Origin of the sequence: Pseudoclavibacter sp. 13-3 (genome assembly GCF_021168475.1) — a bacterium.
In the GTDB taxonomy this organism is placed as follows: Bacteria; Actinomycetota; Actinomycetes; order Actinomycetales; family Microbacteriaceae; genus Pseudoclavibacter_A.
Genome location: NZ_JAJOZT010000001.1, coordinates 151,976 through 176,405, shown reverse-complemented (window position 1 = coordinate 176,405; position 24,430 = coordinate 151,976). Strand labels below are relative to the sequence as shown.

Sequence of the window (24,430 nt, the reverse complement as noted above, 5' to 3'; positions counted from 1 at the left end):
CTGCCTGGAGGCGTGTCTGCTATGATGTCTCGCATGCGTTCGGTGCAGCTCCTTCTTAGCCGCCGCGGCGAGTCTTAGATTCTGAGACCTTCCTCGCCGCGGAGTTTCGTCGTGGTCTTGACACGCAAGTCTCGAGGAAGAGAAGCACCATGAAGAACCGCCAGCAGCCCAGCGGCATGCACACCGACAAGTACATTCCCTATCATCAGCAGTTCTCGGTCGAGCTGCCTGATCGCACGTGGCCCGATCAGCACTTCACGAAGGCGCCGCGCTGGTGCGCAGTCGATCTGCGCGACGGCAACCAGGCCCTGATCGATCCCATGGATCCCCACCGCAAGCGCGTGCTCTTCGACCTGTTGGTCGAGCTGGGCTTCAAAGAGATCGAGGTCGGATTCCCGTCTGCAAGCCAGACCGACTTCGACTTCGTGCGCTCCCTGATCGAAGACGGGGCGATTCCCGACGACGTCACCATCCAGGTGCTGACGCAGGCGCGCGAGCACCTGGTGCACCGCACCTATGAGGCCCTCCGCGGTGCGAAGCGTGCCGTGGTGCACTTCTACAACTCGACCTCGGTGCTGCAGCGCGACGTCGTGTTCCACAAAGACCGCGCAGGCATCATCGACATCGCCGTCTCAGCGGCCCAGCTGTGCAAGCGCCTCGAAGGCGACATCCCCGACACCGAGATCACCTACGAGTACTCGCCCGAGTCGTACACCGGCACCGAGCTCGACTTCGCGGCCGAGATCAGCAACCGCGTCATCGAGATCATCGCCCCCACGCCCGAGCGCCCGATGATCCTGAACCTGCCCTCGACCGTCGAGATGACCTCGCCGAACGTCTATGCCGACTCGATCGAGTGGATGGGCCGTCACATCGATCGCCGCGACTCGGTGCTGATCTCGCTGCACCCGCACAACGACCGCGGCACCGGCGTCGCCGCCGCCGAGCTGGGCTTCCTCGCCGGTGCCGACCGTATCGAAGGCTGCCTGTTCGGCAACGGGGAGCGCACCGGAAACGTCGACCTGGTCACCCTGGCGCTGAACCTCTTCACCCAGGGCGTCGATCCTGAGCTCGACTTCAGCGATGTTCCCCGCGTGCGGCGCATCGTCGAGTTCTGCAACCAGCTCGAGGTGCACGAGCGCACGCCGTATGGCGGCGATCTCGTGTTCACCGCCTTCAGCGGGTCGCATCAGGATGCGATCAAGAAGGGCATGGAACGCATGCAGGCCGACGCAGATCGCGTTGGCAGAGACTTCAACGAGATCGCCTGGGCCGTGCCGTATCTGCCGATCGATCCGAAAGACATCGGTCGTGACTACGAGGCGATCATCCGTGTCAACTCGCAGTCGGGCAAGGGCGGCGTCGCCTACCTGCTGAAGGCCGATCACAACCTCGATCTGCCGAAGCGCCTGCAGATGGAGTTCTCGTCGGTCATCCAGCACAAGACCGACGCCGAGGGCGGCGAGGTGAGCAGCCCGCAGATCTGGTCGATCTTCTCAGACGAGTACCTGCCCGCCGACGATCAGGGCAACAGGTGGGGCCGCTACGAGCTGCTCGCTCTGAGCACGACTTCCGAGATGACCGGTCAGGTGCACATCGAGGCGAACATCCGCCGCGGTGACGAGCGCAGGCAGGTGAGCGCCACCGGCAACGGCCCGATCGACGCCTTCGTCAACAGCCTGCGCGACGCCGGCGTCGACGTGCAGGTCGAGGACTACGTCGAACACGCCCTGACGGCGGGCCGTGACGCGGTGGCAGCGGCCTACGTCGACGCCAGTGTGAACGGCGTTCGCCTGTGGGGCGTCGGCATCGACGCCGACAGCTCGACCGCCGCGCTCAAGGCCGTCGTGTCGGCAGTGAACCGTGCGATCCGCGCTGAGACGGCAGACGCGGGTCGCGAGCCGGCCACTGCATCCGCCGGAGCCTGACCCCGCGTGCCGCTGTATCGTGATGAGGCGGTCGTGCTGCACACCCATGACCTGGGCGAGGCCGACCGCATCATCACGATGCTGGCACGTCACCACGGGCGGCTGCGCGCCGTCGCCAAGGGCGTGCGCCGCACCTCGTCGAAGTTCGGCGCACGTCTCGAGCCCTTCAGCATCGTCGACCTGCAGTGTTTCGAGGGTCGCACCCTCGACACCGTCACGCAGGCGGTCACCCTGGTCAACTTCGGCGCCGCGATCGCCGGTGACTACGCGAAGTACACTGCGGGCACCGTCATGCTCGAGGCCGCAGAGCGGCTCAGCGCCGAGACGGCGAACCCGGCCCTCTACCGGTTGAGCGTCTCAGCGCTGCGTTCGCTCGCGCGCGGCGAACACGATCCGATCTCGACCGCCGACGCCTTTCTGCTGCGCGCGCTGTCGCTCTCGGGCTGGGCCCCGTCCTTCGGAGACTGCGCGCGCTGCGGTGCACCGGGCCCGCACCGACTGTTCTCGGCTGTCGCCGGCGGCATGGTCTGCGACGCCTGCGCACCGAGCGGGTCGCTCGTGGTCGAGCCGCGCACCCTGGAGGTGCTCGCGGGACTCCTCTCGGGCGTCTGGGAGCTCGTCGACGGCGACTCCGACGCCGACTCACTCGCACGCTCGCGCGCCCACGACGTCACGTCGAAATACACCCAGTACCATCTCGAACGTCGCGTGCGCTCGCTGCGCCACCTCGACGGGCAGGGCACGTAGAATCAGATCGCCATGACATCCTCAGCCGATTCGAAGCCCGCCCTGCTGCCGCTCGACTATGCCGGCGGGCAGCCGCCGAAGATCCCCGCGAAGTTTCTGCCGACGCACGTCGCGATCGTCATGGACGGCAACGGGCGCTGGGCCAACCAGCGCGGTCTGACGCGTACCGCAGGGCACCGTGCCGGCGAAGAGGCATTGCTCGACGTGGTCGCCGGCGCGATCCAGATGGGCATCAGACATCTGTCGGTCTACGCCTTCTCGACCGAGAACTGGAAGCGCTCGCCCGACGAGGTGCGCTTTCTGATGGGCTTCAACCGCGACGTGCTGCATCGGCGGCGCGATCAGCTGCACGCCTGGGGCGTGCGCGTGCGCTGGGCGGGCCGACGCCCGAAGCTCTGGCGGTCGGTCATCGCAGACCTCGAGATCGCCGAAGAGCTGACCCGTGACAACACGGTGATGGATCTCACGATGTGCGTGAACTACGGCGGGCGGGCAGAATTGGTGGATGCCATGCGCGCGATGGCCGAAGAGGTGGCCGCAGGTCGGCTGCGACCGCGGGGCATCACCGAACGCACCGTCGAGCATCACCTGTCGACCTGGCCGGTTCCCGACGTCGACCTCTTTCTGCGGCCGTCGGGCGAGCAGCGCACCTCGAACTTTCTGCTCTGGCAGTCGGCGTATGCCGAGTTCGTCTTTCAGGATGTGCTCTGGCCCGACTTCCGACGGGCGAATCTGTGGGATGCCGTGGTCGAGTACGCGCATCGCGATCGCCGGTTCGGGGGCGCGGTCGATCATCCCGCCGAAGCCGCGCCGGCGCGCAGCGTCGAGGCTCGCCCGGATTCCCAGCCGGGCGTCTAGACTGGATGCAGTGCGCCTGCGTGCGCTCAAGCCCTTTCGACCGCGGTCGGGCGACGTGCGAGTCACGTCTCGACCTCGGCGACAGCCAATGAATCAGGAGTGCGTGTGTCCAAGTCATCCCGTCTCGATGCGGTCATCTCACTCGCGAAGCGTCGCGGGTTCGTCTTTCCCTCGGGAGACATCTATGGGGGCACACGTTCCGCATGGGACTACGGCCCCCTCGGAGTCGAGCTCAAAGAGAACATCAAGCGCCGCTGGTGGGATGACTTCGTGCGCGGCCGCGCCGACATGGTCGGCCTCGACTCGTCGATCATCCTGCCGACCAAGGTCTGGCAGGCCTCGGGGCACGTCGAGACCTTCACCGACCCGCTCGTCGAGTCGCTGCACACCCACAAGCGCTACCGCGCCGACCACCTCATCGAGGCCTACACCGCCAAGCACGGGCACCCGCCGGTCAACGGACTCGCCGACGTGAACGATCCTGAGACCGGCCAGCCCGGCGCCTGGACCGAGCCGCAGCAGTTCTCCGGCCTGATGAAGACCTACCTCGGCGCTGTCGACAACGAACAGGGTCTGCACTACCTGCGCCCCGAGACGGCTCAGGGCATCTTCGTGAACTTCGCTCACGTGGTCACCGCCGCGCGCAAGAAGCCGCCATTCGGCATCGGCCAGATCGGCAAGGCCTTCCGCAACGAGATCACGCCCGGCAACTTCATCTTCCGCACCCGCGAGTTCGAACAGATGGAGATCGAGTACTTCGTCAAGCCCGAAGACGCCGACGAGGCGTTCAAGGCCTGGGTCGAAGACGCCTGGAACTGGTTCGTCGACCTCGGCATCGACCCGGCGAACCTGCGCCGCTTCGACGTGCCCGAAGACGACCGCGCGCATTACTCGACCGGCACGATCGACGTCGAGTACAAGTTCGGCTTCGAGGGCGGCGAGTGGGGCGAGCTCATGGGCATCGCCAACCGCACCGACTTCGACCTGAAGAACCACACCGAGGCCTCGGGCAACGACCTCAGCTACTTCGACCAGGCGACCGGCGAACGCTACATCCCGTACGTCATCGAGCCCTCGTTCGGCCTGACCCGCTCGCTCATGGCGTTCCTGGTCGACAGCTACGACGAAGAAGAGGTGCCGAACGCCAAGGGCGGCACCGACAAGCGCACCGTGCTGCACCTCGATCCGCGCCTCGCGCCGGTCAAGGTCGCCGTGCTGCCCCTGTCGCGCAACGAGAAGCTCTCGCCCGAGGCGCGCGGTCTCGCCGAGCGGCTGCGCAAGCACTGGAACGTGCAGTTCGACGACTCCGGCGCGATCGGTCGTCGTTACCGTCGCCAGGACGAGATCGGCACGCCCTATGCCGTGACCGTCGATTTCGACACCCTCGACGATCACGCCGTCACGGTGCGCGAACGCGACTCCATGACGCAGGAGCGCATCTCGCTCGATCAGATCGAAGGGTACTTGGCACAGCGGCTGATCGGCGCGTGACCGTGCCCCGCCCTCAGGGCCGGCAGGCGCAGCCGCTCGGCTGGCAGCACCAGCCACAGGGCTGGCACTGGGAGTGGGTGCAGCCCGAACCGCTGCAGTATCACCGTCTGCAGCTGAGCCTGCCGAACTACCGCTGGTGGCGACCGCTGCTGACCATCGTGCTCGCGATGGTCTACTACATGGTGCTGTCTGTGCTGCTCTTCGCGGTCTACGGCATCGCGCTCTTCGTCAACGGCGGCGGCCTCGCCGGTCTCGAATCGCTCGACACCTCGCGCATCACAGATCCGATGACCCTGTCGCTGCTGCTGGTGTCGGTGATCCTGATGGCGCCGGCCGTGCTGCTGGCCTGTCTGTCGACCGGGCTGCGGCCCTGGCGGCACATGCTGTCGGTCGCCTCGCGCATCCGCTGGCGGTGGATGCTCTGGTGCACCATGCCTGCGGTCGTCACCTTCGTCGGCACGCAGGTGCTGATGAATCTGTTCACGATCATCGGGTCGCTGACTGCGGGAGCGCTGACCGACGGCTCTGCCGGCGGGCTGGGCGACGGCACTGCCAGCGCCCAGCCGAGCACGCACGGCTGGGTCGGCTGGCCGGCCTACGCCGTGCTGTTCTGCATGATCGTCGTGCTCGTGCCGCTCCAGGCGGCCACCGAAGAGCTCGTCTTCCGCGGGCTCATCCTGCAGACGGTCGGCGGCTGGCTGCGTCAGCCCTGGCTGGCGGCCATTCCCAGCATTGTGCTGTTCACCGCGGGTCACGGATACGGCTTCTGGGGGCAGCTCAGCATCGTCGTGTTCGCCGTCACCACGGTCTGGCTGGCCATACGCACCGGTGGGCTCGAAGCGTCGGTCGCACTGCACGTGATCAACAACGCGCTGCTCTTTCTGGTGCAGGCGACCGGCATCACCGGTGACGACACGCTCGAAGGCAGCGTCGACAGCCCGATCGTGCTGCTCCAAGAGGTGATTCTCTGCAGCTCGTATCTCTGCTGGGTGCTCTTCGCAGCACGACGCCGGCGCATCGACAACACGTATCATCCACCGGCGAGGCCGGTACCCGTGTGGCACGGCTTCGAGCTGTCGGGCACCGCCTCGTCTGCTCCAGAGGCTGCAGCGACCCGCGACACTGTCCCGATCCGAACCGTTCAGCCGTCTGCCGACGACTCCCAATCGCATCCCCCGATGCAGAGAACGCAGAAGTAGAACATGACAGATCATCTCTCGGCCCCCTCAGCCACCGGCGGCCTGCAGATCGGCCGGCTGCACGTCGACACCCCAGTCGAACTCGCACCGATGGCCGGCATCACGAACCGGGCCTTCAGGCACCTGGCCCGCGACTACGGCGGCGGCATCTACGTCTGCGAGATGATCACGACGCGCGCCCTCGTCGAACGCAACGCCGAGACGATGCGTCTGATCACCTTCGACGACGACGAGACGCCGCGCTCGGTGCAGCTCTACGGCGTCGACCCGAAGACCGTGGGCGAAGCCGTGCGCATGATCGTGGCCGAAGATCTCGCCGACCACATCGACCTGAACTTCGGCTGCCCGGTGCCCAAAGTGACCCGCAAAGGCGGGGGAGCGGCCCTGCCCTGGAAGCACGACCTCTTCGCCTCGATCGTGCAGACCGCGGTGCGCACCGCCGGCGACCTGCCCGTGACGGTGAAGATGCGCAAGGGCATCGACGACGACCACATGACCTTCGAATGGGCTGCGAAAGCGGCCCGCGACGCCGGAGTCGCTGCGGTCGCGCTGCACGGGCGCACGGCGGCCGAGCACTACTCGGGGCATGCCGACTGGTCTGCGATCGCGCGGCTGCGCGAGATGCTGCCCGACGTGACGGTGCTCGGCAACGGCGACATCTGGTCGGCCGAGGATGCGATCCGCATGGTGCGCGAGACCGGCGTCGACGGCGTGGTGGTCGGTCGCGGCTGCCTCGGGCGGCCCTGGCTGTTCCAAGATCTTGAGCGGGCGTTCGCGGCATATGCCGACGACCCGACGCGGCCGAGCTACGAGTATCAGCCGGCACAGCCGAATCTGCGCGAGGTCGGAGCGGCTCTGCTGCGACACGCCCGGCTGCTCGGCGACTTCTTCGACGACGAGATGCACGCCTGTCGCGACATCCGCAAGCACGTCGCCTGGTACTTCAAGGGGTATCCGGTGGGCGGCGAGCTGCGCCAGCGCATGGCCCTGGTCGAGACGTTCGGCGAGCTCGAAGACCTGGTCGGCCAGCTCGATGCGAGCGTGGAGTATCCGGGCCGGGACGCCGAGGGGCCGCGCGGCCGAGCCGGTCGCCCCAAGCGCCCGCACCTGCCCGAGCACTGGCTCGAGTCGAACCTGCTCGACGAAGAGCAGTCGTCGTGTCTGCTCGAGGCCGAGCTCGACGTGAGCGGCGGCTGATCGCATGAGCGTTCGTGAGAACGATGTGAACGAGGCTCAAGAGGATGCGACGACAGCGGTGACGTCATCCGGTCGCCTGAAGCGGGCGAAGTACGCCAGAGCCGACCGGGAGCGCTGGTATCCAGAGACGCACACGAATCGCCGTGGCGACTTCGAGCGCGACCGCGGCCGTATGATCCATTCGTCGGCTCTGCGGCGGCTGTCGGCCAAGACCGGGGTGTTCTCGCCGACCGCCGGGCTCGACTTCGTGCGCAACCGGCTGACGCACTCGCTCGAGGTCGCCCAGGTCGGGCGCGAACTCGGCAAGTCGCTGGGGCTGAATCCGAATCTGGTCGACAGCGCATGCCTCGCCCACGACTTCGGCCATCCGCCCTTCGGACACAACGGCGAGATGGCCCTGGCCGAGTGGGCGGTGCACTTCGGCGGCTTCGAGGGCAATGCGCAGACGCTGCGGCTGCTGACCCGTCTCGAGACCAAGCGCATGGTCGACGGCGTGAGCTACGGGCTCAACCTGACTCGTGCGACGCTGGATGCCACAGCCAAGTACCCATGGGGGGTCGCAGAGGGCGTGCGCCGCGCGGATGAGACCGGCGGCCCGTTGAAGTACGGCGTCTACGCCGACGACCTGCCGGTGTTCGAGTGGCTGCGAGCCGGGGCCCCGGCCGGGCGGCGCTGCGTCGAGGCTCAGGTCATGGATCTCAGCGACGACATCGCCTATTCGGTGCACGACTTCGAAGACGGCATCGTCGAGCGCTATGTCGATCCTGAGGTGATCAACGATCCTGAGCATCTCGACGAGGTGCTGCGCGGTGCGATGATCTGGACGGGCACCCGGCACTCCGCAGACGAGCTGGCCGCTGCGCTGCATCGTCTGCAGCAGCTGCCGCTCTGGCTGTGGAACTGGAGCGAGAGCCGCGAACATCTCGCCCAGCTCAAAGATCTGACCAGTGAGCTGATCGGCCGCTTCTGCAGGTCGGTGACCGAGGCCACCCGTGCGGCGCATCCGGTCGGCAGTCTGATCCGCTACCGGGCCGATGTCGAGCTGCCGGTCGAGACCTCGGCCGAGATCACCCTGCTGAAGGGCATCGTCGGCATGTTCATCATGGCCTCTGACAGCCTGCAGCCCTATTACGAGCGTCAGCGGTCGATGCTGGCGGCGCTGCTCGACAGCCTGTGGAAGACGGGGGACGCGCACCTCGAGCCCGCCTTCCGCGAACTGTGGCGAGCGGCGCCCGATGACGACGGGCGTCGGCGTGTGATCGTCGACCAGGTGGCGATGCTCACGGATCTCTCGGCAGAGCACTGGTATGCACGATTCGCCGACGGGTAGTCGCCGCCCATCGACATCGCGGAACGCGCAGGCGGTCCGAGCCAGACGGGCGAGCCGTGAAGAGCATCTAGACTGGTGGGCATGGCTGGACGGATTGCACGACGCGACATCGACGAGATTCGCTCGCGCACCGACATCTCAGAGGTCATCGGCCAGTATGTGACGCTCAAGTCGGCCGGCATCGGGTCGTTGAAGGGGCTGTGCCCGTTCCACGACGAGCGTTCGCCCTCCTTCCACGTTCGACCCCAGCTCGGCTACTACCACTGCTTCGGCTGCGGCGAAGGCGGCGACGTCTTCACCTTTCTGCAGAAGATGGACCACGTCACCTTCACCGAGGCGGTCGAACAGCTCGCCGATCGCTTGGGCTACGAGCTGCACTACGAAGACGGCGGCCCCGACCTGCAGGCTCGCGGTCGTCGCGCGCGTCTCCTCGAGGCCAACGAAGCCGCACGCAGCTGGTTCGCCCAGCAGCTCAACAGCCCCGAGGCGAAGGTCGCTCGCGCCGAGCTGCTGCGCCGCGACTTCGACTCTCATGCAGCTCACGAGTTTCACATGGGGTATGCGCCCAAGGGCTGGAACGGCCTGCGCGATCATCTGCAGCAGCGCGGATTCACCAACGACGAGCTGATCGCCGCCGGCCTCGTGTCCCAGGGGCAGCGCGGCGTCTACGACCGTTTTCGCGGCCGGCTGATGTGGCCGATCATCGACCTCACGGGGCGAACGATCGGGTTCGGTGCGCGCAGACTCTATGACGACGATCAGGGGCCGAAGTATCTCAACACTCCAGAGACCGACGTCTATCACAAGGCCAAGGTGCTCTACGGGCTCGACCTCGCCAAACGAGCCATCGCGAAGAAGCGCCAGGTGGTGGTGGTCGAGGGCTACACCGACGTGATGGCCTGCCATCTGGCCGGTGTCGACACCGCCGTCGCCACCTGCGGCACCGCCTTCGGCCCCGGACACATCGAGGTCATCCGTCGTGTGCTCGCCGACGACGCGTCGAAGCCGGCCGAGGTCATCTTCACCTTTGATCCCGACGAAGCAGGGCAGAAGGCCGCCCTGCGCGCCTTCGCCGAGGAGCAGCGCTTCGTCGCGCAGACCTACGTCGCCATCGCACCCGACGGGCTCGATCCCTCCGACCTGCGCATGACCCGGGGCGATCAGGCCGTGCGAAGCATGATCACCGCGAAGACGCCGCTCTTCGAGTTCGCCATGCGCCAGGTGATCAAGCGCTTCGATCTGAACACCGTCGAGGGTCGTGTGCAGGCACTGCAGCAGGCCGCCCCGATCGTCGCGGGTCTGCGCAATCGCGCGCTGCAGCCGGGCTATGCCCGTGTGCTCGCCGGTCTGGTCGGGGCTGATCCCGATGAGGCGCTGCGCATGGTGCGAGCCTCCCAACGCGACCGTTCGCGGCATCCCGCGTCTGCGCCCGCCGCTCGCCCGGAGCCCGATGCAGGCCCGGCGCCCGGGGCCTCGGGCTTCATTCGCGCGCGCGAACCCGAACAGACGCCGGATGCTGCGCCGGCGCCCGCCCCGGTTCAGCCGATTCACCGCGCCGATCTGCCGATGGGCTCCCAGCACGCCAGACGCGAGGTGCAGCTCGCCGAGGTGCTCCTGCAGGTGCCCGAGCTGTGTCCGCCCGATCTGCGCGGCCGGGTCGAGCAGCTCCCGGTCAATGAGCCGCATCTTCGCCAGCTGCTCGAGGTGCTGCTGTCCGTGCCGAACTATGCCGAGCAGAAGAACCGCGTCGAGACGGTCGGCGAGCGTGTCGCGCCCGAGCTGCAGTCACTGGTCGGCGAACTGGCCATGGTTCAGCTGCCGGTGAGCACCGGAGCCGAAGCGGCCGCGTACGCACGCGAGGTGCTGACCCGGTACCTGCTCGATCGACTCGACCAGCGCATCCGCGAGCTGCTCGGTAGACTTTCGCGTGGGGCGGCCGTCGCCCCGCCAGACCAGGTGCGCAACGTGCAGCGCATGCTCGTCGACCTCGAGCATGAGCGCAGAGACCTGCAGGAGTCGATCGCCTGAGCACGTCGCCCGCACGATTCAGCCATCACACAGAGGAGTCCCATGACGATCACCGTTCTTCCCGAGGCTCAGAGTCCGTTCGTCAAGGCCGTCGCAGCCGGCGGAGCCGAGGCGCAGCCGCTCAGCGCCGAGACCGAGGGCGTGGTCTGGCTCGATCCGAAGGGCGCCGCACAGCTGGGCGAGGTGCTCGACGGCAACCCGCAGGTGCGCTGGGTGCAGCTGCCCTTCGCCGGCGTCGATGCGTTCACCGAGGTCTTCACGAAGCACAGCTCGATCACCTTCACCTCGGCGAAGGGCGCATATGACGAGCCGGTCGCCGAGCACGCTCTGGCGCTCACCCTCGCCGCCCTGCGTGATCTCGGCCCCTACGCACGGCGCACCAGCTGGAGCGGGCAGGCAGGGCGCTCGCTCTACGACCTTCGCGTGGCAGTCGTCGGCGCCGGCGGCATCGGGCGCGAGATCGTGCGTCTGCTGCAGCCGTTCCGCGCGAAGATCACGGTCGTGCGCCGTCGTCAGCAGCCCGTCGAAGGTGCTGATCGAGTCGTGGACGATCAGACGTTCCGCAGCCTGATGGGGGAGTTCGACGTGGTCATCCTGGCTGCTGCGCTCACCGCGGGCACACAGCATCTGCTCGCGGCCGAGGAGTTCAGGGCGCTGCCGAATGACGCGGTCGTCGTGAACATCGCTCGGGGCCCGCAGATTGACACGGATGCTCTGGCCGAGGCCGTCTCGCAGGGCGAGATCGCGGGCGCCGGCGTCGACGTGACCGATCCCGAGCCGCTGCCCGACGGGCACCCGCTGTGGTCGGCGGGCAACGTCATCATCACGCCGCACACGGCGAACACCTGGGCGATGGCGCAGAAGCCGCTGTCAGCCCGGATCAGTCACAACGTGCGCGCATTCCTCGGCGAGACCGACGGCGGCAGCACCGTCGAGTTCGCCGGCGTGGTCGACAAGCAGGCCGGCTACTGAGTCGCGAGACAGAAGACAAGAGAGCAGACACACAATGACGAAGCGCCGATTTCCAGACCCCAGAGAGTTCAGCCAGTTTCTGCGGCTGAAGCCGTTCGAGCCGAACGGCAAGAAGCGCCGGCTCGACAAGGCGGCAGATCTCTGGGACATCCGACAGATCGCAAAGCGTCGCACACCGAAGGTGGCCTTCGACTACACCGACGGCGCGGCTGAGAGCGAGATCAGCCTGCGGCGCGCGCGGCAGGCCTATCGAGACATCGTCTTCCACCCCTCGGTGCTGCGCGACATCGCCGAGATCGACACCAGCACCGAGGTGCTCGGGAGCACGGCGGCAATGCCGCTCGGCATCTGTCCGACCGGCTTCGTGCGCATGATGAATCATGAGGGCGAGGTCGCCGCAGGTGAGGCGGCGCGCGACGCGGGAGTCCCCTTCAGCCTGTCGTGCATGGGCACCACATCGATCGAGACCCTCGCCCAGAGCACACCAGGCGGGCGCAACTGGTTCCAGCTCTACCTCTGGAGAGAGCGCGACCGGTCGCTGAACCTGATCGAGCGCGCGCAGAAGGCGGGCATCGACACGCTGATCGTGACCGTCGACACCGCAGTGGCCGGCGCCCGTCTTCGAGACGTGCGCAATGGCATGACCATCCCACCGAGGCTCACCGGCAAGACGTTCCTGAACGGGGCGGTGCGCCCTTGGTGGTGGTTCAACTTCTTGACGACCGAGCCGCTGAGATTCGCAGCACTGGACTCGTGGCAGGGCACGGTCGGCGAGCTGGCAAACCAGATGTTCGACCCCACCGTCTCGTTCGACGACGTCGACTGGCTTCGTGAGCAGTGGAAGGGCAAGCTCGTCGTCAAGGGCATTCAGAACGTCGACGATGCAAAGCGCGTGCGCGACCACGGCGCCGACGGCGTCTGGCTGTCGAATCACGGCGGCCGGCAGCTCGACCGTGCGCCGGTGCCGCTGCATCTGCTTCCCGAAGTGCGCGCCGAGCTCGGCGACGACTATTCCATCCTCATCGACACAGGCATCATGAACGGGGCTGACATCGTCGCCGCCGTGGCCAACGGTGCCGACATGGCGATGATCGGGCGCGCCTACCTCTACGGGCTGATGGCTGCGGGCAGAGAGGGCGTCGCCAAAGTGCTCGAACTGCTGCGCGGCGAGTACACCCGCACTCTGCAGCTGCTGGGTGTGAACAGCACAGCCGATCTCACCCCAGAACATGTCGAGCTGCTCCAGCGCCTCACCCCGGTGCCGCGCCCCACGCGCGGTGCGGCCAGCGCGACTGCGACGCACTAGACCACGCCATCATCCCCCACGCGTGCAGCAGGCCCGTCGACGAGCCGGGCCCAGCGCAGCGCGAGGTCGCGGTCGGGCGCGTGCAGACGTATATGCTCAGGTGTTCGCCGGCGAGGTGCCATATGATGCTGCCATGAGCACATTGAGACTTGAACAACTGAACGCGAAATACATCATCGCGGCGAACGCGCTCTCGTTGAAGCCCGGCCAGGCGCAGTACATCGCCCCCGTCTCGTACTCTGCTGCCGTCTCGGTGGTGAATCCCGACACCGCATGGCAACGGGTCGTCGTCGATGACGAGACCGATGAAGTGGTCGGTTTCATCCACGGCAGCTTCGACCCCGACGCCGACCGCGACGAGTTCAGCGCTGCGCTCTGGCGCATCCATGTCGATGCACGTGGTCAGGGGCGAGGCATCGGACGATTCGCGGTCGATGCACTGGCCGACGAAGCTCGCTCACGCGGCTGCGCGGCGCTCTACGTGATCTATGAACCGGGGGAGGAGGGGCCCGGCCCGTTCTTCGAGCACGTCGGCTTCGAGACCATCGGCGAGACGCCCTATGGCGAGTCCGTCGGACGCATGCCGATGTGAACTTGGGCGATGCTGGCAGCGCGTGTACATCTGGCACATCAGATGATGATTATGCGATACACTGTGCAACGGGGGAGCAGGGGGGGGAGTTCGTCTCGGGTCTTCGGGCCCGAGACGAACAGTTTGATTCGCCTCAACAAGGAGTCCTGTGACTGCCCCCGAACGCATGTCGGCACTCGGGGGCGTCGGTCGGCCTCTCGATGAGGGCATCTCACAGGCCATCACCGCGGCTGTCGTCGACATCACGCTCACGCACGGGCTCAGCGCAGTGACGATATCTTCGGTCGTCTCTGCGGCGAAGACGACGAGACCGGCCTTCTATCGCCGTTTCACGAACCTCGATGAGATGCTGCTGATCATCGTCGACTCACGAACCACAGCGTTCACCACATCAGACCATGGATCTCTCGAAGAAGACCTCTGTGCCATTCAGCTCGCCTGCGTCGAACGGCTGAACGATCGTTTTCTGCGTTCGGTGCTGCCGTATCTGGCCTACCGAGGCTCGTCGGGCGACCGGTCCAGACAGCTGTCGAGCAGAGACTTCGCCAGGGCCTTTCGCAGTGCTGTCCGATCCGCTCTCGAACGGTCGGTCGATCGGGGAGAGATCGACGAGATGCCGAATGCGGATGAGATCTGCGGCATTCTCTCCGGAATGCTGCTGCCCCGCGCGTTCTGCTCCCACGACTCGCAGGATCTCGGCGAGGTCGACGCCCGGCGCAGTGCGCAGGTTGCCGCTCTGGCGGCCACGCTCCACCCGTGAACCTCTGATGGCGTGATACCCAGTCTGCTGATCGATCGTGCAGCGCGCCCTGCGGCAGTTCAGGGCGAGCACCGGCAAGGGGCATGATGGTAGGCATGAGAGAGACGCCAATCTACTTCTACTCGTCGGCGAGCGGTCTCGTGCGCCGGTTCGCCGGGCACCTGAAACGGGAGGTCCGTGATCTCTCAGACCATGATGTGCGCAACAGCGTCACCGACGGCCCATGGGTACTCCTGACGCCCTCGTACAAGGCGGGCAACGGCGACAATGACACGCTGCCGAAGGCTGTGCTGAAGTTTCTCGCCTCGGCGCAGAATCGTCGGCAGATGGTCGGAGTCATCGGATCTGGCAACCGGAACTTCGGTGAGCACTACCAGGCAGCGGCACGACAGATCGCCGCGCGCTCCGGGCGGCCCATGCTCTTCGAATTCGAGCTCTCCGGCACGCAGGAAGACGTGGCCAGGTGCAGAGAGATTCTCGAGGAGCTCGACCAGCAGTTGGAGGAGAGGCATCATCGGCAGAGAGCATGAACAGGGCATGAAAAAAGCCCCCGCCAGGATGATTCGACCGGCTGGGGCTTTTGCTCCCCCGGTTGGACTCGAACCAACAACCCTTCGGTTAACAGCCGAATGCTCTGCCAATTGAGCTACAGGGGAATACCGCGTTGCAACTTCTCCATAATAGCAACTGGCTGTCGTGACGCCAAACTCAGGCAGTTCTACAGGTTCTCAGCGGCAGCCTCGGGCGTGTCGAGAGACGCAGAACACCCCTGCCGCTCAGGGCAGAGGCGTTCGACGTTTCGTCGCCGGGCGAATCAGTCGTTCGAGAACCAGGTCGAGACCTGCAGTGCGGTGAAGAACCCGGCCGTCATCATGAGCAGGCCGAGCAGGTGCTCCCACAGCCCGGCGTCGCCCTTCATCGGCGCGTTTCCGAGCACGAAGCCGCCACCGATGAACAGGCCCAGCGACACGATGACGAGAATCAGCGAAGTGAATGTGAGGCCGTGGCTCACGGCTTGGATCTTGCGGCCCGGTTCGTTCTTGGCGCTTGGCGCGTTCATAGTCTTGCTCCTCGATGCGTTGCATGTTCGGCTCGTGGCGCGGTGCGCGACACGTCGCCGTCACGCACAATCATCTCATGCAGGGCGCGCCGCGCCGGTTCACACTCTGTCATCTTGCCCGCCGCAAAACTGACTCGCCGTAGCATGGGCACTTCAACGCGGTGTATCCAAGTGGACGAAGGAGACGGTCTCATAGCCCGTCGCGCCAGCCGTCGCAGGTTCGAATCCTGCCATCGCGTCTCGACCGAGTGTCAGGGGATGCGCGACTCGGTCGCCATCTGCGCCGATGACCTGCCCAGGGTTTGCATCTGCGCCGGCGATCTACGTACTATTTCGTGTCTGCTGATCTCGCTTCCCCCCCCCCTGTGAGGTCAGCAGACTTTTTTCTGCGTCGGCATCGTCTTCATGCGTCGATGTCGTCGATTCCGGGTGTCCAAGAAAGCCCTGGCCGGCCCCATTTCTGTTTGCGGATGATCTTGCGCGCGGCATAGGCGTGGGGATCCTCCAGACGATCTACGTAGAGAACGCCGTCGAGATGGTCGTACTCATGCTGGAAGATGCGAGCGAGCCAGCCTTCGGCGTGCGCCTCGTAGTGCTCTCCGTTCTCGTCCTGAGCCTTGAGAATCGCCCGCGTCGATCGGCGGGTCGGGAATCTCAGGCCCGGCACCGAGAGGCAGCCCTCTGCATCTTCGTCGTCGTCGAGTTCGCCGATGGGCAGGGGAGTGACCCAGAGTTCCGGATTCGCCGCAACGCCGGTGTGCTCGGTACCGTGATCGTCGGTCCAGCCGTAGACGAAGAGTCGTGCGTCGACCCCGACCTGTGGTGCGGCGAGCCCGACCCCCGGCGCTTCGTACATGGTTTCGAACATGTCGGCGACCAGGGTGCGCAGGTCGTCATCGAAAGCGGTCACAGGCTGGGCGACGTGGTGCAGCACGGGCTCGCCCGTCACCACGATGGGAAGAATGGTCATGGCTCCATTATCCGCCGTGACTCCACGATCGGCCGACGCACCGCGCCACAGAGCCGACGCGTCGAGCTCGACCGATACCATGGAGGCACCGATCGAACAGGACGTGAATTCGTGGGCAATGCCATCGCCATCCTGATCGCAGCGCTGGGCGCCGTGATCATGTCCATCGGCACCCAGATGCAGAGCTCCGGCGTCGCCAAGACCGACAAGAGCATCGACGAGCATGCGGGCACGGGCGGATTCAGCCTGCGCGAGCTGCTGAACCTCTTCCGCTCGAAGCGCTGGGTGTTCGGCACGCTGCTGCTCGGGCTCTCCGTGGTCGTGCAGGTCACCGCGCTGAGCATGGCTCCGATCATGGTCGTGCAGCCGATCGGAATCATCGCACTCGTGCTGACGACCTACCTGAACGCGCACCTGGCCAGTCTGCACATCGGCCGTTCGGTGCTGACCGGTGTGGCGATGTGCATGGTCGGCATCGGACTCTTCGTCTTCATGGCCGCGACCATCGCCGAAGACCATCCCGTCACCGATCAGCGCCTCCTCGCCGTACTGGTGCTGCTCGCCTGCGTGCTGGTCGTCTTCGCCATCGGCTTCGCCCTGTTCGGCCGCAGAACACGTGCCGTCGTCTACATCATCGGTGCTGGTGTGCTCTTCGCCTTCGTCTCGACCCTCGCCAAACTGCTGGTCGCCCGCGTACGCGACGGCGACTTCGAATGGCTCACCATCGTCACCGCCCTCGCCCTGGCCGTGACCGCTGCGCTCGGGTCGTGGTTCGTGCAGAACGCCCACGCCTCGGGGCCGCCTGATCTGGTCATGGCCGGGCTCACCGTGATCGATCCGCTGGTCGCCGTGCTGATCGGCATGATCGTGCTCGAAGAGGCGACGAAGGCGCCCCTGTGGATGCTGGTCGCCTTCGTGATCACGGGTGCGGTCGGTGTCGGCGGCGTCTTCGTCATCGCACGCCACCACCCACAGGTGCGCGGCGTCAGGCGTGCCGAGGAGCGTCTCAAGATCAGCCCTCCGCCGCGCTCCTGAGACGGGAGTATCATCGTCGCTGTGCAAGGCAAATGGGTGCGCAGAACGATCGGAGCCGCGGCCACCGCGGCGACCGTCGCCGGGGGAATCCTCCTGTCGACCTCGCCTGACGCAGGCGCTCGACTCGCACCGAGTTCGGCGACGACCGGTGACCCGCGTGGTGACCACGCGGCGAGTCACGATGGCTCCTCGAACGGCACCACGGCATCCGCATCGGGCGCGCCGGCGACACCAGACCGGCCCAGCGCCGCCGGCGAACATGACGGCCCGACTCGGCACGTTGGTGCCGACATGCTGGTGATCGGTGACTCGTACACGTCAGGCGAGGTTCTCGACGACCCGACCGCGCGGTTCACCACCCTCATCGCCGAGCGCATGGGGTGGACGGAGAACAACGTGGCATTGGGCGGCACCGGCTACGTGACCGCCTGGGGAACTCCCGACGACCCGCGACCCGACTATCAAGACGTGCTCGACAGTCTGCCCGACCCCGCGGCCGACGTCGTCATGGTCACCGGCGGTGGCAACGACATCGGCGCATGGGACGACCTCGGGGACCAGTACGACGCCGTGCTCGACTTCTTCACCGATCTGCGCGACCGGTACCCGCAGGCCACGATCTATGTGGTCTCGCCCTTCTGGAACGCGGCCGACGAGCCGGGTTCACTGCCGCAGATTCGTGACGACGTGCGGCGGGCCGCCGGCGAGATCCACGCGACCTATCTCGACGTGGGGCAGATCATGCAGGGGCATCCCGAGTGGATTCTCGCCGACGGCGACCACCCGAACGAGATCGGCAACGAGGTGATCGCCGACCGCCTCATCACGCTGATCGACGCATCGCAGGTCGGTCGGTACGACGACGACGTTTCGACGCCTCAGGCGCTCAGAGACTGATCGCCGCCGTGAGCGAGCCGGGCGGCACCTCGGTGAAGCCCGCATCTTCGATGCGCACCGCAAGCTCGTCGGCCGGGATGCCCGGCACGACGTGCACCGCGCAGCCGGCAGCGGTCCAGGCCGCCGCCTCGGCCGGCAGCTCGTCGGCGAAGATCTGCACCGCATGGCCGAGCTGAGCGAGGGTCTTGCCGGTCGACATGTGCAGCGCATCGTTGACGTGCACCGTGATCGCGCCTGGATGCGGCGGGCGACCGATGGCCTCTGCCTGGAGCCCGGAGACCTGCGCGCTGCGCAGCACCGGCGGGTACTCAGACGGGCGCAGGGGAGCGAACACCGCGACCGTCGCGCTGCCCACGGTGACAGTGACATGCGGCAGGTCGAGGGCGTCGATCTGCCGCCACGCCCGGTTGCGTGCCCGCTTGACGATCTTGCGGATGCGATCGTCGGTCCAGGCGCGCACGCGTGCGATGCACTCGGGGCGGGCGTCGTACAGCATCGCGGTGATCGCGCGCGCGGCCGCGTCGTAGAGATCTTCGGCGCCGGCCTGCAGGTGGCCCTCGGGCGTCTTCGCGCCGTCGACGACGATGACGAGCGCGAGGGGGTCGGCCTCGTCGTGGGGATGCGGCATGCCGGGTGCGCGAGCTGCGGGCCCCGGGGTCTGGGCCGGGTTCTGGGCCGGGTTCGATGCCAGAGTGGTCGGCACGTCAGCGCTCTGGCGTGCGATCAGGGGTTGCTCTGCAATGCTCATCAATGCACATGGTAGGCGCCCCTGCCTGTTCATGTCGGAGGCACCGGGTATGCTCGAACATATATTCGAACGATCGGAGGTGTCGTGGTAGCAGGTTTTCCCTCTCCCGCGCAAGACTATTTCGACGGCACACTCGATCTGAACGAGCATCTGATCGACGATCCGCTGACGACATTCGTCGTGAAAGTTGTCGGCGACGCAATGGTCGGGGCCGGCATCTTCGACGGCGACGAGATCATCGTCGATCGTTCGCTCACCCCGTCAGACGGCAGCATCGTCATCGCCGTGGTCGACGGCGAGCTGACGATCAGACGGTTTCGGCTGACGGCTTCCGGCCCCGAGCTGCATGCGGAGCATCCCGGGCATCCAGTGATTCGCATGCGCGAAGGCCAGGAGCTGTCGATCTGGGGAGTCGCGACACGATGCCTGCATCGACTGTGAACGGGGCGGCAGGCGCCCGGTCGAAGACACGTGGCGAGCGCTTCGCACTGGTCGACGTCAACTCGTGCTTCGCCGCCTGCGAGCGCATCTTTCACCCGGGGCTCGAGGGCAGACCCGTCGTGGTGCTCTCGAACAACGACGGCTGCGTCGTGGCTCGCAGCGCCGAGGCGAAGGCGATCGGCATTCCCATGGGCGAGCCATGGTTCCGGCTGCAGGCCTGGGCCGACAAGCACGGTGTCATCGCACGGTCATCGAACTATGAGCTCTACGGCGAGATTTCCGGGCGCATCATGTCGATGCTCCAACGGTTCAGCGACTGCGTCGAGGTCTATTCCATCGACGAAGCATTCGTGCGCGTGCACGGCACCACAGATCAGATGACGGCTGCCGCTCGCGAGATGCGCCATCGCCTCCGCCATGACATCGGCGTGCCGGTGTCAGTCGGCATCGCGCCCACCCGAACCCTCGCGAAGCTGGCGAGTCACGGCGCAAAGCTGAACACGGCACTGAACGGGGTCGCCAACACCGACTGGTATTCGGCCGATCAGCTCGATCGCATCCTGCGAGCAACGCCGGCGAGTGAGATCTGGGGCGTCGGGCGGCGCACCAGCAAACGGCTCGCCGTCTTGGCAATCGACACCGCAGCCGCGCTGCGCGACGCCGACGTCGAGCAGATGCGTCGTCGATTCAGCGTCAGCATGGCCCACACCATCCTCGAGCTGCGCGGACAGCCCTGCATCGACTACGACGTGCAACCCAGCACACGGCAGCAGGTGATGTACTCGCGATCGTTCTCGACTCCTGTCACGACAGTCGACGAGATGCATGAAGTGCTGACGGTCTATGCACAGTATGTGACCCGACGGCTGCGGGCACAGGGCTCTGTTGCCGGAGCCGTGCAGGCATTCGCATCCACAGCCTGGGCGAGCCCTCCGATGCACACGGCGAGCGGGGCGATCGAGGTGACCCCGCGTACAGACGACCCGGTGACGGTCGCGAAGCGGGCGCATGCGCTCATCCTGCCGCACATGCTCGACGACCGCCGCTATGTGCGTGCAGGCATCACGTTGAGCGATCTGCGACAGCCCGGAGAACAGCAGGAGTTCGACCTCTTCGACGAACCGCCTCAGGCGACGGGCCGACTGGGATCGATGCTCGACCAGGTGAACGAACGGCTTGGCGGCAACGCGGTCGCTCTCGGAGCGGCAGGTCTGAAGACCGGGCCGGCGTGGCAGATGAAGCGCGACATGCTCTCACCGCGAGCGACGACCAGATGGGACGAGCTCGCAACCGTCATCGCGAGATGATCGCTCAGAGGCCTGTTCTGCGAGACACGGCCATCGAACTGCATCGCTGTGCCGCACCCGGTACGATTGACTGTTGGCTGCGGCATCTCAGCGCGCAATCGCGGTCGGGGGCGTTAGCTCAGCTGGTTAGAGCACGGGACTCATAATCCCTTGGTCGTGGGTTCAAGTCCCACACGCCCCACGTTTTGCCCCGGTATTCCGCGGATCGCCCCTGATCCCGAAGGGCCGCGGATGTTCCAATCCAGCAAAAACTCAGCAAAAACCCCTCCGAACAGTGGTCTCGGCTCAGGCATATCCCGATTTGTCCCGCCTGCGAACGTGGCCGCCCTCGACGCGCATAGGGGAGTGCATGACACCACAACATGCAGCATCGCCATCCCTGTTGACGATCAAAGATCTCGCCCGGTATCTGAGCGTCTCGGAGAAGACGATCCGCAATCTGCGGTCGAAGGGCGAAGGCCCTCGCGCAGTGAAGATCGGCGGATCCGTCCGTTGGCGGCAGGAGACCGTCGACCAATATCTGCTGGAGATGGAGGGAAACTCTCCCGATCAGAAAGCAGCCTGAGCTGATGGGTCGGCCGACGAAAAGTCCGGGTTCGCATTCGCCGTTCTCTGTCCATCAGGCAGGGGAGCGTTGGATCGCCAGATGCCGGGTCTACCCGATGGACGGCGTCTCACGTCAGATCGAGCGCAGTGGCCCTGACCCGGCTACAGCGCTGGCACTGCTCCAAGCGGCGGTGACGCAGCTTCTCGGCAGTACTCACACTCTCGGCGTCGACTCGACACTCGAAGCCGCTGGGAAAATGTGGCTTGAGGCATATCGGCGGTCTCACCCCAATGCTGCCCCCGGGACACTCGACCAGTATCAGCGTTGCTTGAATCGGACGCTGCACAACCGCCTGTCGAGAGTGCTGATCCGCGAACTGAGTGTCCCCCTACTCGAAGGCATCGTCGCCAGCATTCTGGCGGAACGGGGAGCGTGGAACGCCAAGATGTCTCGGATTGTGCTCAGCATGGTCTGCCAGCATCTCGTGCGCATGGGGCTCATTGAGCGTGACTTCGCGGCTGCGACCACACCGATCAGGCCGGCGAAGACGGAGCGCGAGGCGCTGAGCGCTCATGATGTCGACGTGGTGCGCAGGGTGCTGATCCAGTGGGAGTCGACGAAACGTCGGGGCGTGCGGCCGAATGCGGACATCCGTCGGATCCTCGACGTGGTGCTGGGGACGAGCATGCGACCGGGGGAGGTGCTCGCCCTGAGGCGCAGGGACGTGCTGATCGCCGACGAGCAGGTGTTCGTCTCTGTGAACGGAACCATGCAGCAGAACGGGCAGCGCAAGCCGACACCGAAACGGGCTCGTCAGATGCGCATCATCTGTCTGCCGGTGTTTGCCGCCGACATCATCATGACGAAGCTGCAGGTGCAGACGGACGACGACGGTTACCTCTTCCAGACTCGGCAGGGCACACCGTACCTGCTGAACAATCTGGACCGGGCCTTTCGGAAGTTCCGTGACTGGGCCGTCGACCAGGGGCTGTTCGACGATCTCGAGTCAGCGGTCGACAATGTGCTGTTCTCAACGATGCGCAAGACCGTGGCCACGGAGATCGCCTCCCTCGGTGATCTGGAGCTCGCAGCGAAGCTCTTGGGCCACGCGTCGACGGAGACCACACGGCGGTTCTACATCAAGGAGCTGCCCTGGGTGGATCAGCGCACGGCAGCGCTGCTGCAGGACGCATTCGGATACGGCGACTGAACCAGACGACCCGGCGCCGGACAGTGGTCGGGTTGGAACGCATACGCAATGGTCATGGAGGACATCTCAGCCAAAGTTCAGTCTGTCGTCTCGTGGTTGTCCGGGCTCACCGGGCTGTCCGCCGGCACCATCCTGCTGCTCGCCGCATCCAGTGGCATTGCGTGGGCGAAGAAGCTGGCGAAGGTAGCGGTCTTCGTCTTGCTGATCGCCGTTCTCGTGTTCGGGTACCTGCATGGATGGTTCGCGTTCCTCGGCGCTGACCCGCGGCTCTACCGAGGCGCATAGGTCGAATGCATGGACACATTCGAGAGCACACAGTCAGCTCGGCATGACGAGGGTACGCGGTTCTTCCGAGGACTCGGCTACGGCCTGGCGTTCAGCCTCCCCGTCTGGGCGGCGATCGGGGCGACCGTCTGGAGGGTGACCCTCTACCGGTGATCCGTCGGCGACTTCAGCTCGAGTGGCAGCACACATTGCAGGCATGAGCTCCTTCGACCCGGCCAAACACCCTCGCGGCAATCTCACCACCGGCAACGGCGGCCAGTTCGCTGCCCGGAGACTCACGATCAGTGAGGTCAGCCTCGACGACGGTCCACCGCCGCCTCCGGCGTTCGGGCGCAAGTACCAGGGGCTGCACGAGCACGGCTTCCCACCGCCACGGCAGGTGCCACCCCTGCAGGTCGCACCTGGCAGTGATCCCGACGACCCGGAAGCCGTCCGCTACCGGGTCGAACACCGTGACCGTGGCCCCATCCCGCCGATGCCACCGGCGCGCTGAACGACTTCAGGACACGTTGTACCTCGCGAAGTCTGCCGCAGCGTGGGACAAGTCTTCGAGCGTACCGTTGTTGAAAACCACAGCGTCGAACGCCCCTGACGTAAGAGAGCGCTCGGACGGGTGAGCCGCAAGACGACGGTCGATGTTGCGATCCACCCAGATTGTGAACCCTCCGAGCCGTTTGATCAGGGCCAGCTCGTTCGGGAATCGTACCCCTGTGATGACTACACTGGCTCCTTCGTTGAAGGCCTCTTCGATTCGTCGCTCGGCGATGTTTACCCAGCAGTTCTGGTTGATGATGTTCCGCCCGACGTCGGTGCCGAGGCGTTGGAGTAGGGCACGGACCTCCGGGTGGGCTTTCGCCTCGGTGAACGAGAGACCGCTGGCGATGAGGTCGCTGAAACGCACGCCCGGTTCGACGTACGGGTTCAGCGCAGCGAGGGCATCATGCAGGGGGTCCGAGAACCCCAGGACGACCGTCGGCTCGTGATGCTCTGCCAAGAGCCCTGCAAAAGTGTCTTTCCCGGAACGGTAGTGTCCGCCGATGCCGAACAGGCGCGGGTAGTGCGTTGGAGCAGATTCGGTCATGCGGTGGTCTATGCGCGTGGCAGCAGCCCACATTCGTCGATGGGGCGTCGACACCGACTTGGAACGGACGCGAACCACACCAGACTTTGGGAGAGTACATGGGCAGATGGAATCGGTTCCTGCATCCGCGAGGCAACCGTCGAAACGGCAATCCAGGGCAATTCGCTCAGAAGCAGCAGGCTGCACCGGAGACGACGCTCAGCGGCATGTCTCCTGGCGCCCGCTCGATTGCGCGGATGCTCGTGGAAGATGACTTCCAGATCAGCTCCCGAGACTACGACACGGAAGCGATCGTCGAAGAGTGCTTCGAGGAACGAGACGATCACGTCGGGCTCAAGCCGGCGTACCGCGAGCCCGGGAGCCTGATGGCGGCCTTACCTGGTTTTCAGCGTGAGCGACACGAGAAGGACCCCAACCGCCTCTCCGCATAGGCATTTGGTG

General features: G+C 65.9%; 26 protein-coding genes and 3 tRNA genes. 24 read left to right on the top strand and 5 right to left on the bottom strand.

Annotated features, from left to right (window positions below):
* Positions 1–149 precede the first annotated feature (149 nt).
* From leuA to nrdI, 13 genes are all read left to right on the top strand, one after another.
* Positions 150–1,928 carry a 2-isopropylmalate synthase gene (gene leuA / locus LRX77_RS00890; protein WP_231830937.1) on the top strand — a complete coding sequence of 593 codons (1,779 nt, stop codon included), beginning with the start codon at positions 150–152 and terminating at the stop codon, positions 1,926–1,928.
* A 6-nt stretch (positions 1,929–1,934) separates the two neighbouring features.
* The gene (gene recO, locus LRX77_RS00885; protein WP_231830936.1) at positions 1,935–2,675 is read left to right on the top strand and encodes a DNA repair protein RecO; all 741 of its coding nucleotides are present in this window, start codon (positions 1,935–1,937) and stop codon (positions 2,673–2,675) included.
* A 12-nt stretch (positions 2,676–2,687) separates the two neighbouring features.
* Positions 2,688–3,533, top strand: coding sequence for an isoprenyl transferase (locus tag LRX77_RS00880; protein WP_231830935.1), 846 nt, complete (start codon positions 2,688–2,690; stop codon positions 3,531–3,533).
* A 105-nt stretch (positions 3,534–3,638) separates the two neighbouring features.
* On the top strand, positions 3,639–5,024 hold the full coding sequence (locus LRX77_RS00875; RefSeq protein WP_231830934.1) for a glycine--tRNA ligase: 1,386 nt from the start codon (positions 3,639–3,641) through the stop codon (positions 5,022–5,024).
* Positions 5,021–6,223 carry a CPBP family intramembrane glutamic endopeptidase gene (locus LRX77_RS10455; protein ID WP_231830933.1) on the top strand — a complete coding sequence of 401 codons (1,203 nt, stop codon included), beginning with the start codon at positions 5,021–5,023 and terminating at the stop codon, positions 6,221–6,223. Before LRX77_RS00875 ends, LRX77_RS10455 begins: the two co-directional genes overlap by 4 nt.
* A 3-nt stretch (positions 6,224–6,226) precedes the next feature.
* Positions 6,227–7,420: a tRNA dihydrouridine synthase DusB gene (dusB, locus tag LRX77_RS00865; protein WP_231830932.1), complete on the top strand. Its 1,194-nt coding sequence runs from the start codon at positions 6,227–6,229 to the stop codon at positions 7,418–7,420.
* Positions 7,421–7,424: 4 nt separating this feature from the next.
* Positions 7,425–8,750, top strand: coding sequence for a deoxyguanosinetriphosphate triphosphohydrolase (locus tag LRX77_RS00860; RefSeq protein ID WP_231830931.1), 1,326 nt, complete (start codon positions 7,425–7,427; stop codon positions 8,748–8,750).
* A gap of 81 nt (positions 8,751–8,831) precedes the next feature.
* Complete coding sequence (gene dnaG, locus LRX77_RS00855) at positions 8,832–10,778, top strand: DNA primase (protein WP_231830929.1); 1,947 nt, start codon at positions 8,832–8,834, stop codon at positions 10,776–10,778.
* Between the two features lie 42 nt (positions 10,779–10,820).
* Positions 10,821–11,750, top strand: a complete 930-nt coding sequence (locus LRX77_RS00850) for an NAD(P)-dependent oxidoreductase (protein ID WP_231830928.1) — start codon at positions 10,821–10,823, stop codon at positions 11,748–11,750.
* A 34-nt stretch (positions 11,751–11,784) separates the two neighbouring features.
* Positions 11,785–13,056, top strand: coding sequence for an alpha-hydroxy acid oxidase (locus LRX77_RS00845; RefSeq protein ID WP_231830927.1), 1,272 nt, complete (start codon positions 11,785–11,787; stop codon positions 13,054–13,056).
* A gap of 133 nt (positions 13,057–13,189) precedes the next feature.
* Positions 13,190–13,648, top strand: coding sequence for a GNAT family N-acetyltransferase (locus LRX77_RS00840; RefSeq protein WP_231830926.1), 459 nt, complete (start codon positions 13,190–13,192; stop codon positions 13,646–13,648).
* 148 nt (positions 13,649–13,796) lie between these two features.
* A complete protein-coding gene (locus LRX77_RS00835) occupies positions 13,797–14,408 on the top strand; it encodes a TetR/AcrR family transcriptional regulator (protein ID WP_231830925.1) in 612 nt (203 codons plus the stop codon).
* Positions 14,409–14,503: 95 nt separating this feature from the next.
* Positions 14,504–14,938 (top strand): class Ib ribonucleoside-diphosphate reductase assembly flavoprotein NrdI, encoded by a 435-nt coding sequence (gene nrdI, locus LRX77_RS00830; RefSeq protein WP_231830924.1) that lies wholly within the window; start codon positions 14,504–14,506, stop codon positions 14,936–14,938.
* A 53-nt stretch (positions 14,939–14,991) separates the two neighbouring features.
* On the opposite strand, the gene LRX77_RS00825 is transcribed toward nrdI, so the two are convergent.
* Together LRX77_RS00825 and LRX77_RS00820 are read right to left on the bottom strand one after the other, a co-directional pair.
* Positions 14,992–15,064 (bottom strand) — tRNA-Asn (locus tag LRX77_RS00825).
* Between the two features lie 158 nt (positions 15,065–15,222).
* Positions 15,223–15,468 (bottom strand): hypothetical protein, encoded by a 246-nt coding sequence (locus tag LRX77_RS00820; RefSeq protein ID WP_231830923.1) that lies wholly within the window; start codon positions 15,466–15,468, stop codon positions 15,223–15,225.
* Positions 15,469–15,625: 157 nt separating this feature from the next.
* On the opposite strand from LRX77_RS00820, the gene LRX77_RS00815 reads away from it, so the two are divergent.
* Positions 15,626–15,707: transfer RNA gene (locus LRX77_RS00815), tRNA-Met, on the top strand.
* 164 nt (positions 15,708–15,871) lie between these two features.
* Here LRX77_RS00815 and def read toward each other — a convergent pair.
* Positions 15,872–16,438: a peptide deformylase gene (def, locus tag LRX77_RS00810; protein ID WP_231830921.1), complete on the bottom strand. Its 567-nt coding sequence runs from the start codon at positions 16,436–16,438 to the stop codon at positions 15,872–15,874.
* Positions 16,439–16,549: 111 nt separating this feature from the next.
* Here def and LRX77_RS00805 point away from each other — a divergent pair, with 111 nt between their 5' ends.
* Complete coding sequence (locus LRX77_RS00805) at positions 16,550–17,473, top strand: DMT family transporter (RefSeq protein ID WP_231830920.1); 924 nt, start codon at positions 16,550–16,552, stop codon at positions 17,471–17,473.
* Between the two features lie 36 nt (positions 17,474–17,509).
* Positions 17,510–18,370, top strand: coding sequence for an SGNH/GDSL hydrolase family protein (locus LRX77_RS00800; RefSeq protein WP_231830919.1), 861 nt, complete (start codon positions 17,510–17,512; stop codon positions 18,368–18,370).
* Here the strand turns inward: LRX77_RS00800 and LRX77_RS00795 are convergent.
* Entirely contained in the window at positions 18,360–19,118 is a 759-nt protein-coding gene (locus LRX77_RS00795; protein WP_231830918.1) for a peptidyl-tRNA hydrolase, read from the bottom strand. The two genes, LRX77_RS00800 and LRX77_RS00795, sit on opposite strands and share 11 nt — an antisense overlap.
* A gap of 84 nt (positions 19,119–19,202) precedes the next feature.
* Between LRX77_RS00795 and LRX77_RS00790 the strand changes: the two genes are divergently transcribed.
* The 7 genes from LRX77_RS00790 to LRX77_RS00760 all read left to right on the top strand — a co-directional run bounded on the left by LRX77_RS00790 (position 19,203) and on the right by LRX77_RS00760 (position 23,401).
* Positions 19,203–19,559, top strand: coding sequence for a LexA family protein (locus LRX77_RS00790; RefSeq protein ID WP_231830917.1), 357 nt, complete (start codon positions 19,203–19,205; stop codon positions 19,557–19,559).
* A complete protein-coding gene (locus tag LRX77_RS00785) occupies positions 19,541–20,866 on the top strand; it encodes a Y-family DNA polymerase (RefSeq protein WP_231830916.1) in 1,326 nt (441 codons plus the stop codon). Before LRX77_RS00790 ends, LRX77_RS00785 begins: the two co-directional genes overlap by 19 nt.
* 107 nt (positions 20,867–20,973) lie before the next feature.
* Positions 20,974–21,047: transfer RNA gene (locus LRX77_RS00780), tRNA-Ile, on the top strand.
* A gap of 168 nt (positions 21,048–21,215) precedes the next feature.
* Entirely contained in the window at positions 21,216–21,431 is a 216-nt protein-coding gene (locus tag LRX77_RS00775) for a helix-turn-helix transcriptional regulator (protein ID WP_158031256.1), read from the top strand.
* A 310-nt stretch (positions 21,432–21,741) separates the two neighbouring features.
* Positions 21,742–22,623 carry a site-specific integrase gene (locus LRX77_RS00770; RefSeq protein ID WP_192496665.1) on the top strand — a complete coding sequence of 294 codons (882 nt, stop codon included), beginning with the start codon at positions 21,742–21,744 and terminating at the stop codon, positions 22,621–22,623.
* A gap of 54 nt (positions 22,624–22,677) precedes the next feature.
* Positions 22,678–22,908 carry a hypothetical protein gene (locus LRX77_RS00765; RefSeq protein WP_158031258.1) on the top strand — a complete coding sequence of 77 codons (231 nt, stop codon included), beginning with the start codon at positions 22,678–22,680 and terminating at the stop codon, positions 22,906–22,908.
* 196 nt (positions 22,909–23,104) lie between these two features.
* On the top strand, positions 23,105–23,401 hold the full coding sequence (locus LRX77_RS00760) for a hypothetical protein (protein ID WP_158031259.1): 297 nt from the start codon (positions 23,105–23,107) through the stop codon (positions 23,399–23,401).
* A 6-nt stretch (positions 23,402–23,407) separates the two neighbouring features.
* Here the strand turns inward: LRX77_RS00760 and LRX77_RS00755 are convergent, their stop codons facing one another.
* Positions 23,408–23,989 (bottom strand): deoxynucleotide monophosphate kinase family protein, encoded by a 582-nt coding sequence (locus LRX77_RS00755; protein WP_158031260.1) that lies wholly within the window; start codon positions 23,987–23,989, stop codon positions 23,408–23,410.
* Between the two features lie 98 nt (positions 23,990–24,087).
* Between LRX77_RS00755 and LRX77_RS00750 the strand changes: the two genes are divergently transcribed.
* The gene (locus tag LRX77_RS00750; RefSeq protein WP_158031261.1) at positions 24,088–24,420 is read left to right on the top strand and encodes a hypothetical protein; all 333 of its coding nucleotides are present in this window, start codon (positions 24,088–24,090) and stop codon (positions 24,418–24,420) included.
* Positions 24,421–24,430 lie beyond the last annotated feature (10 nt).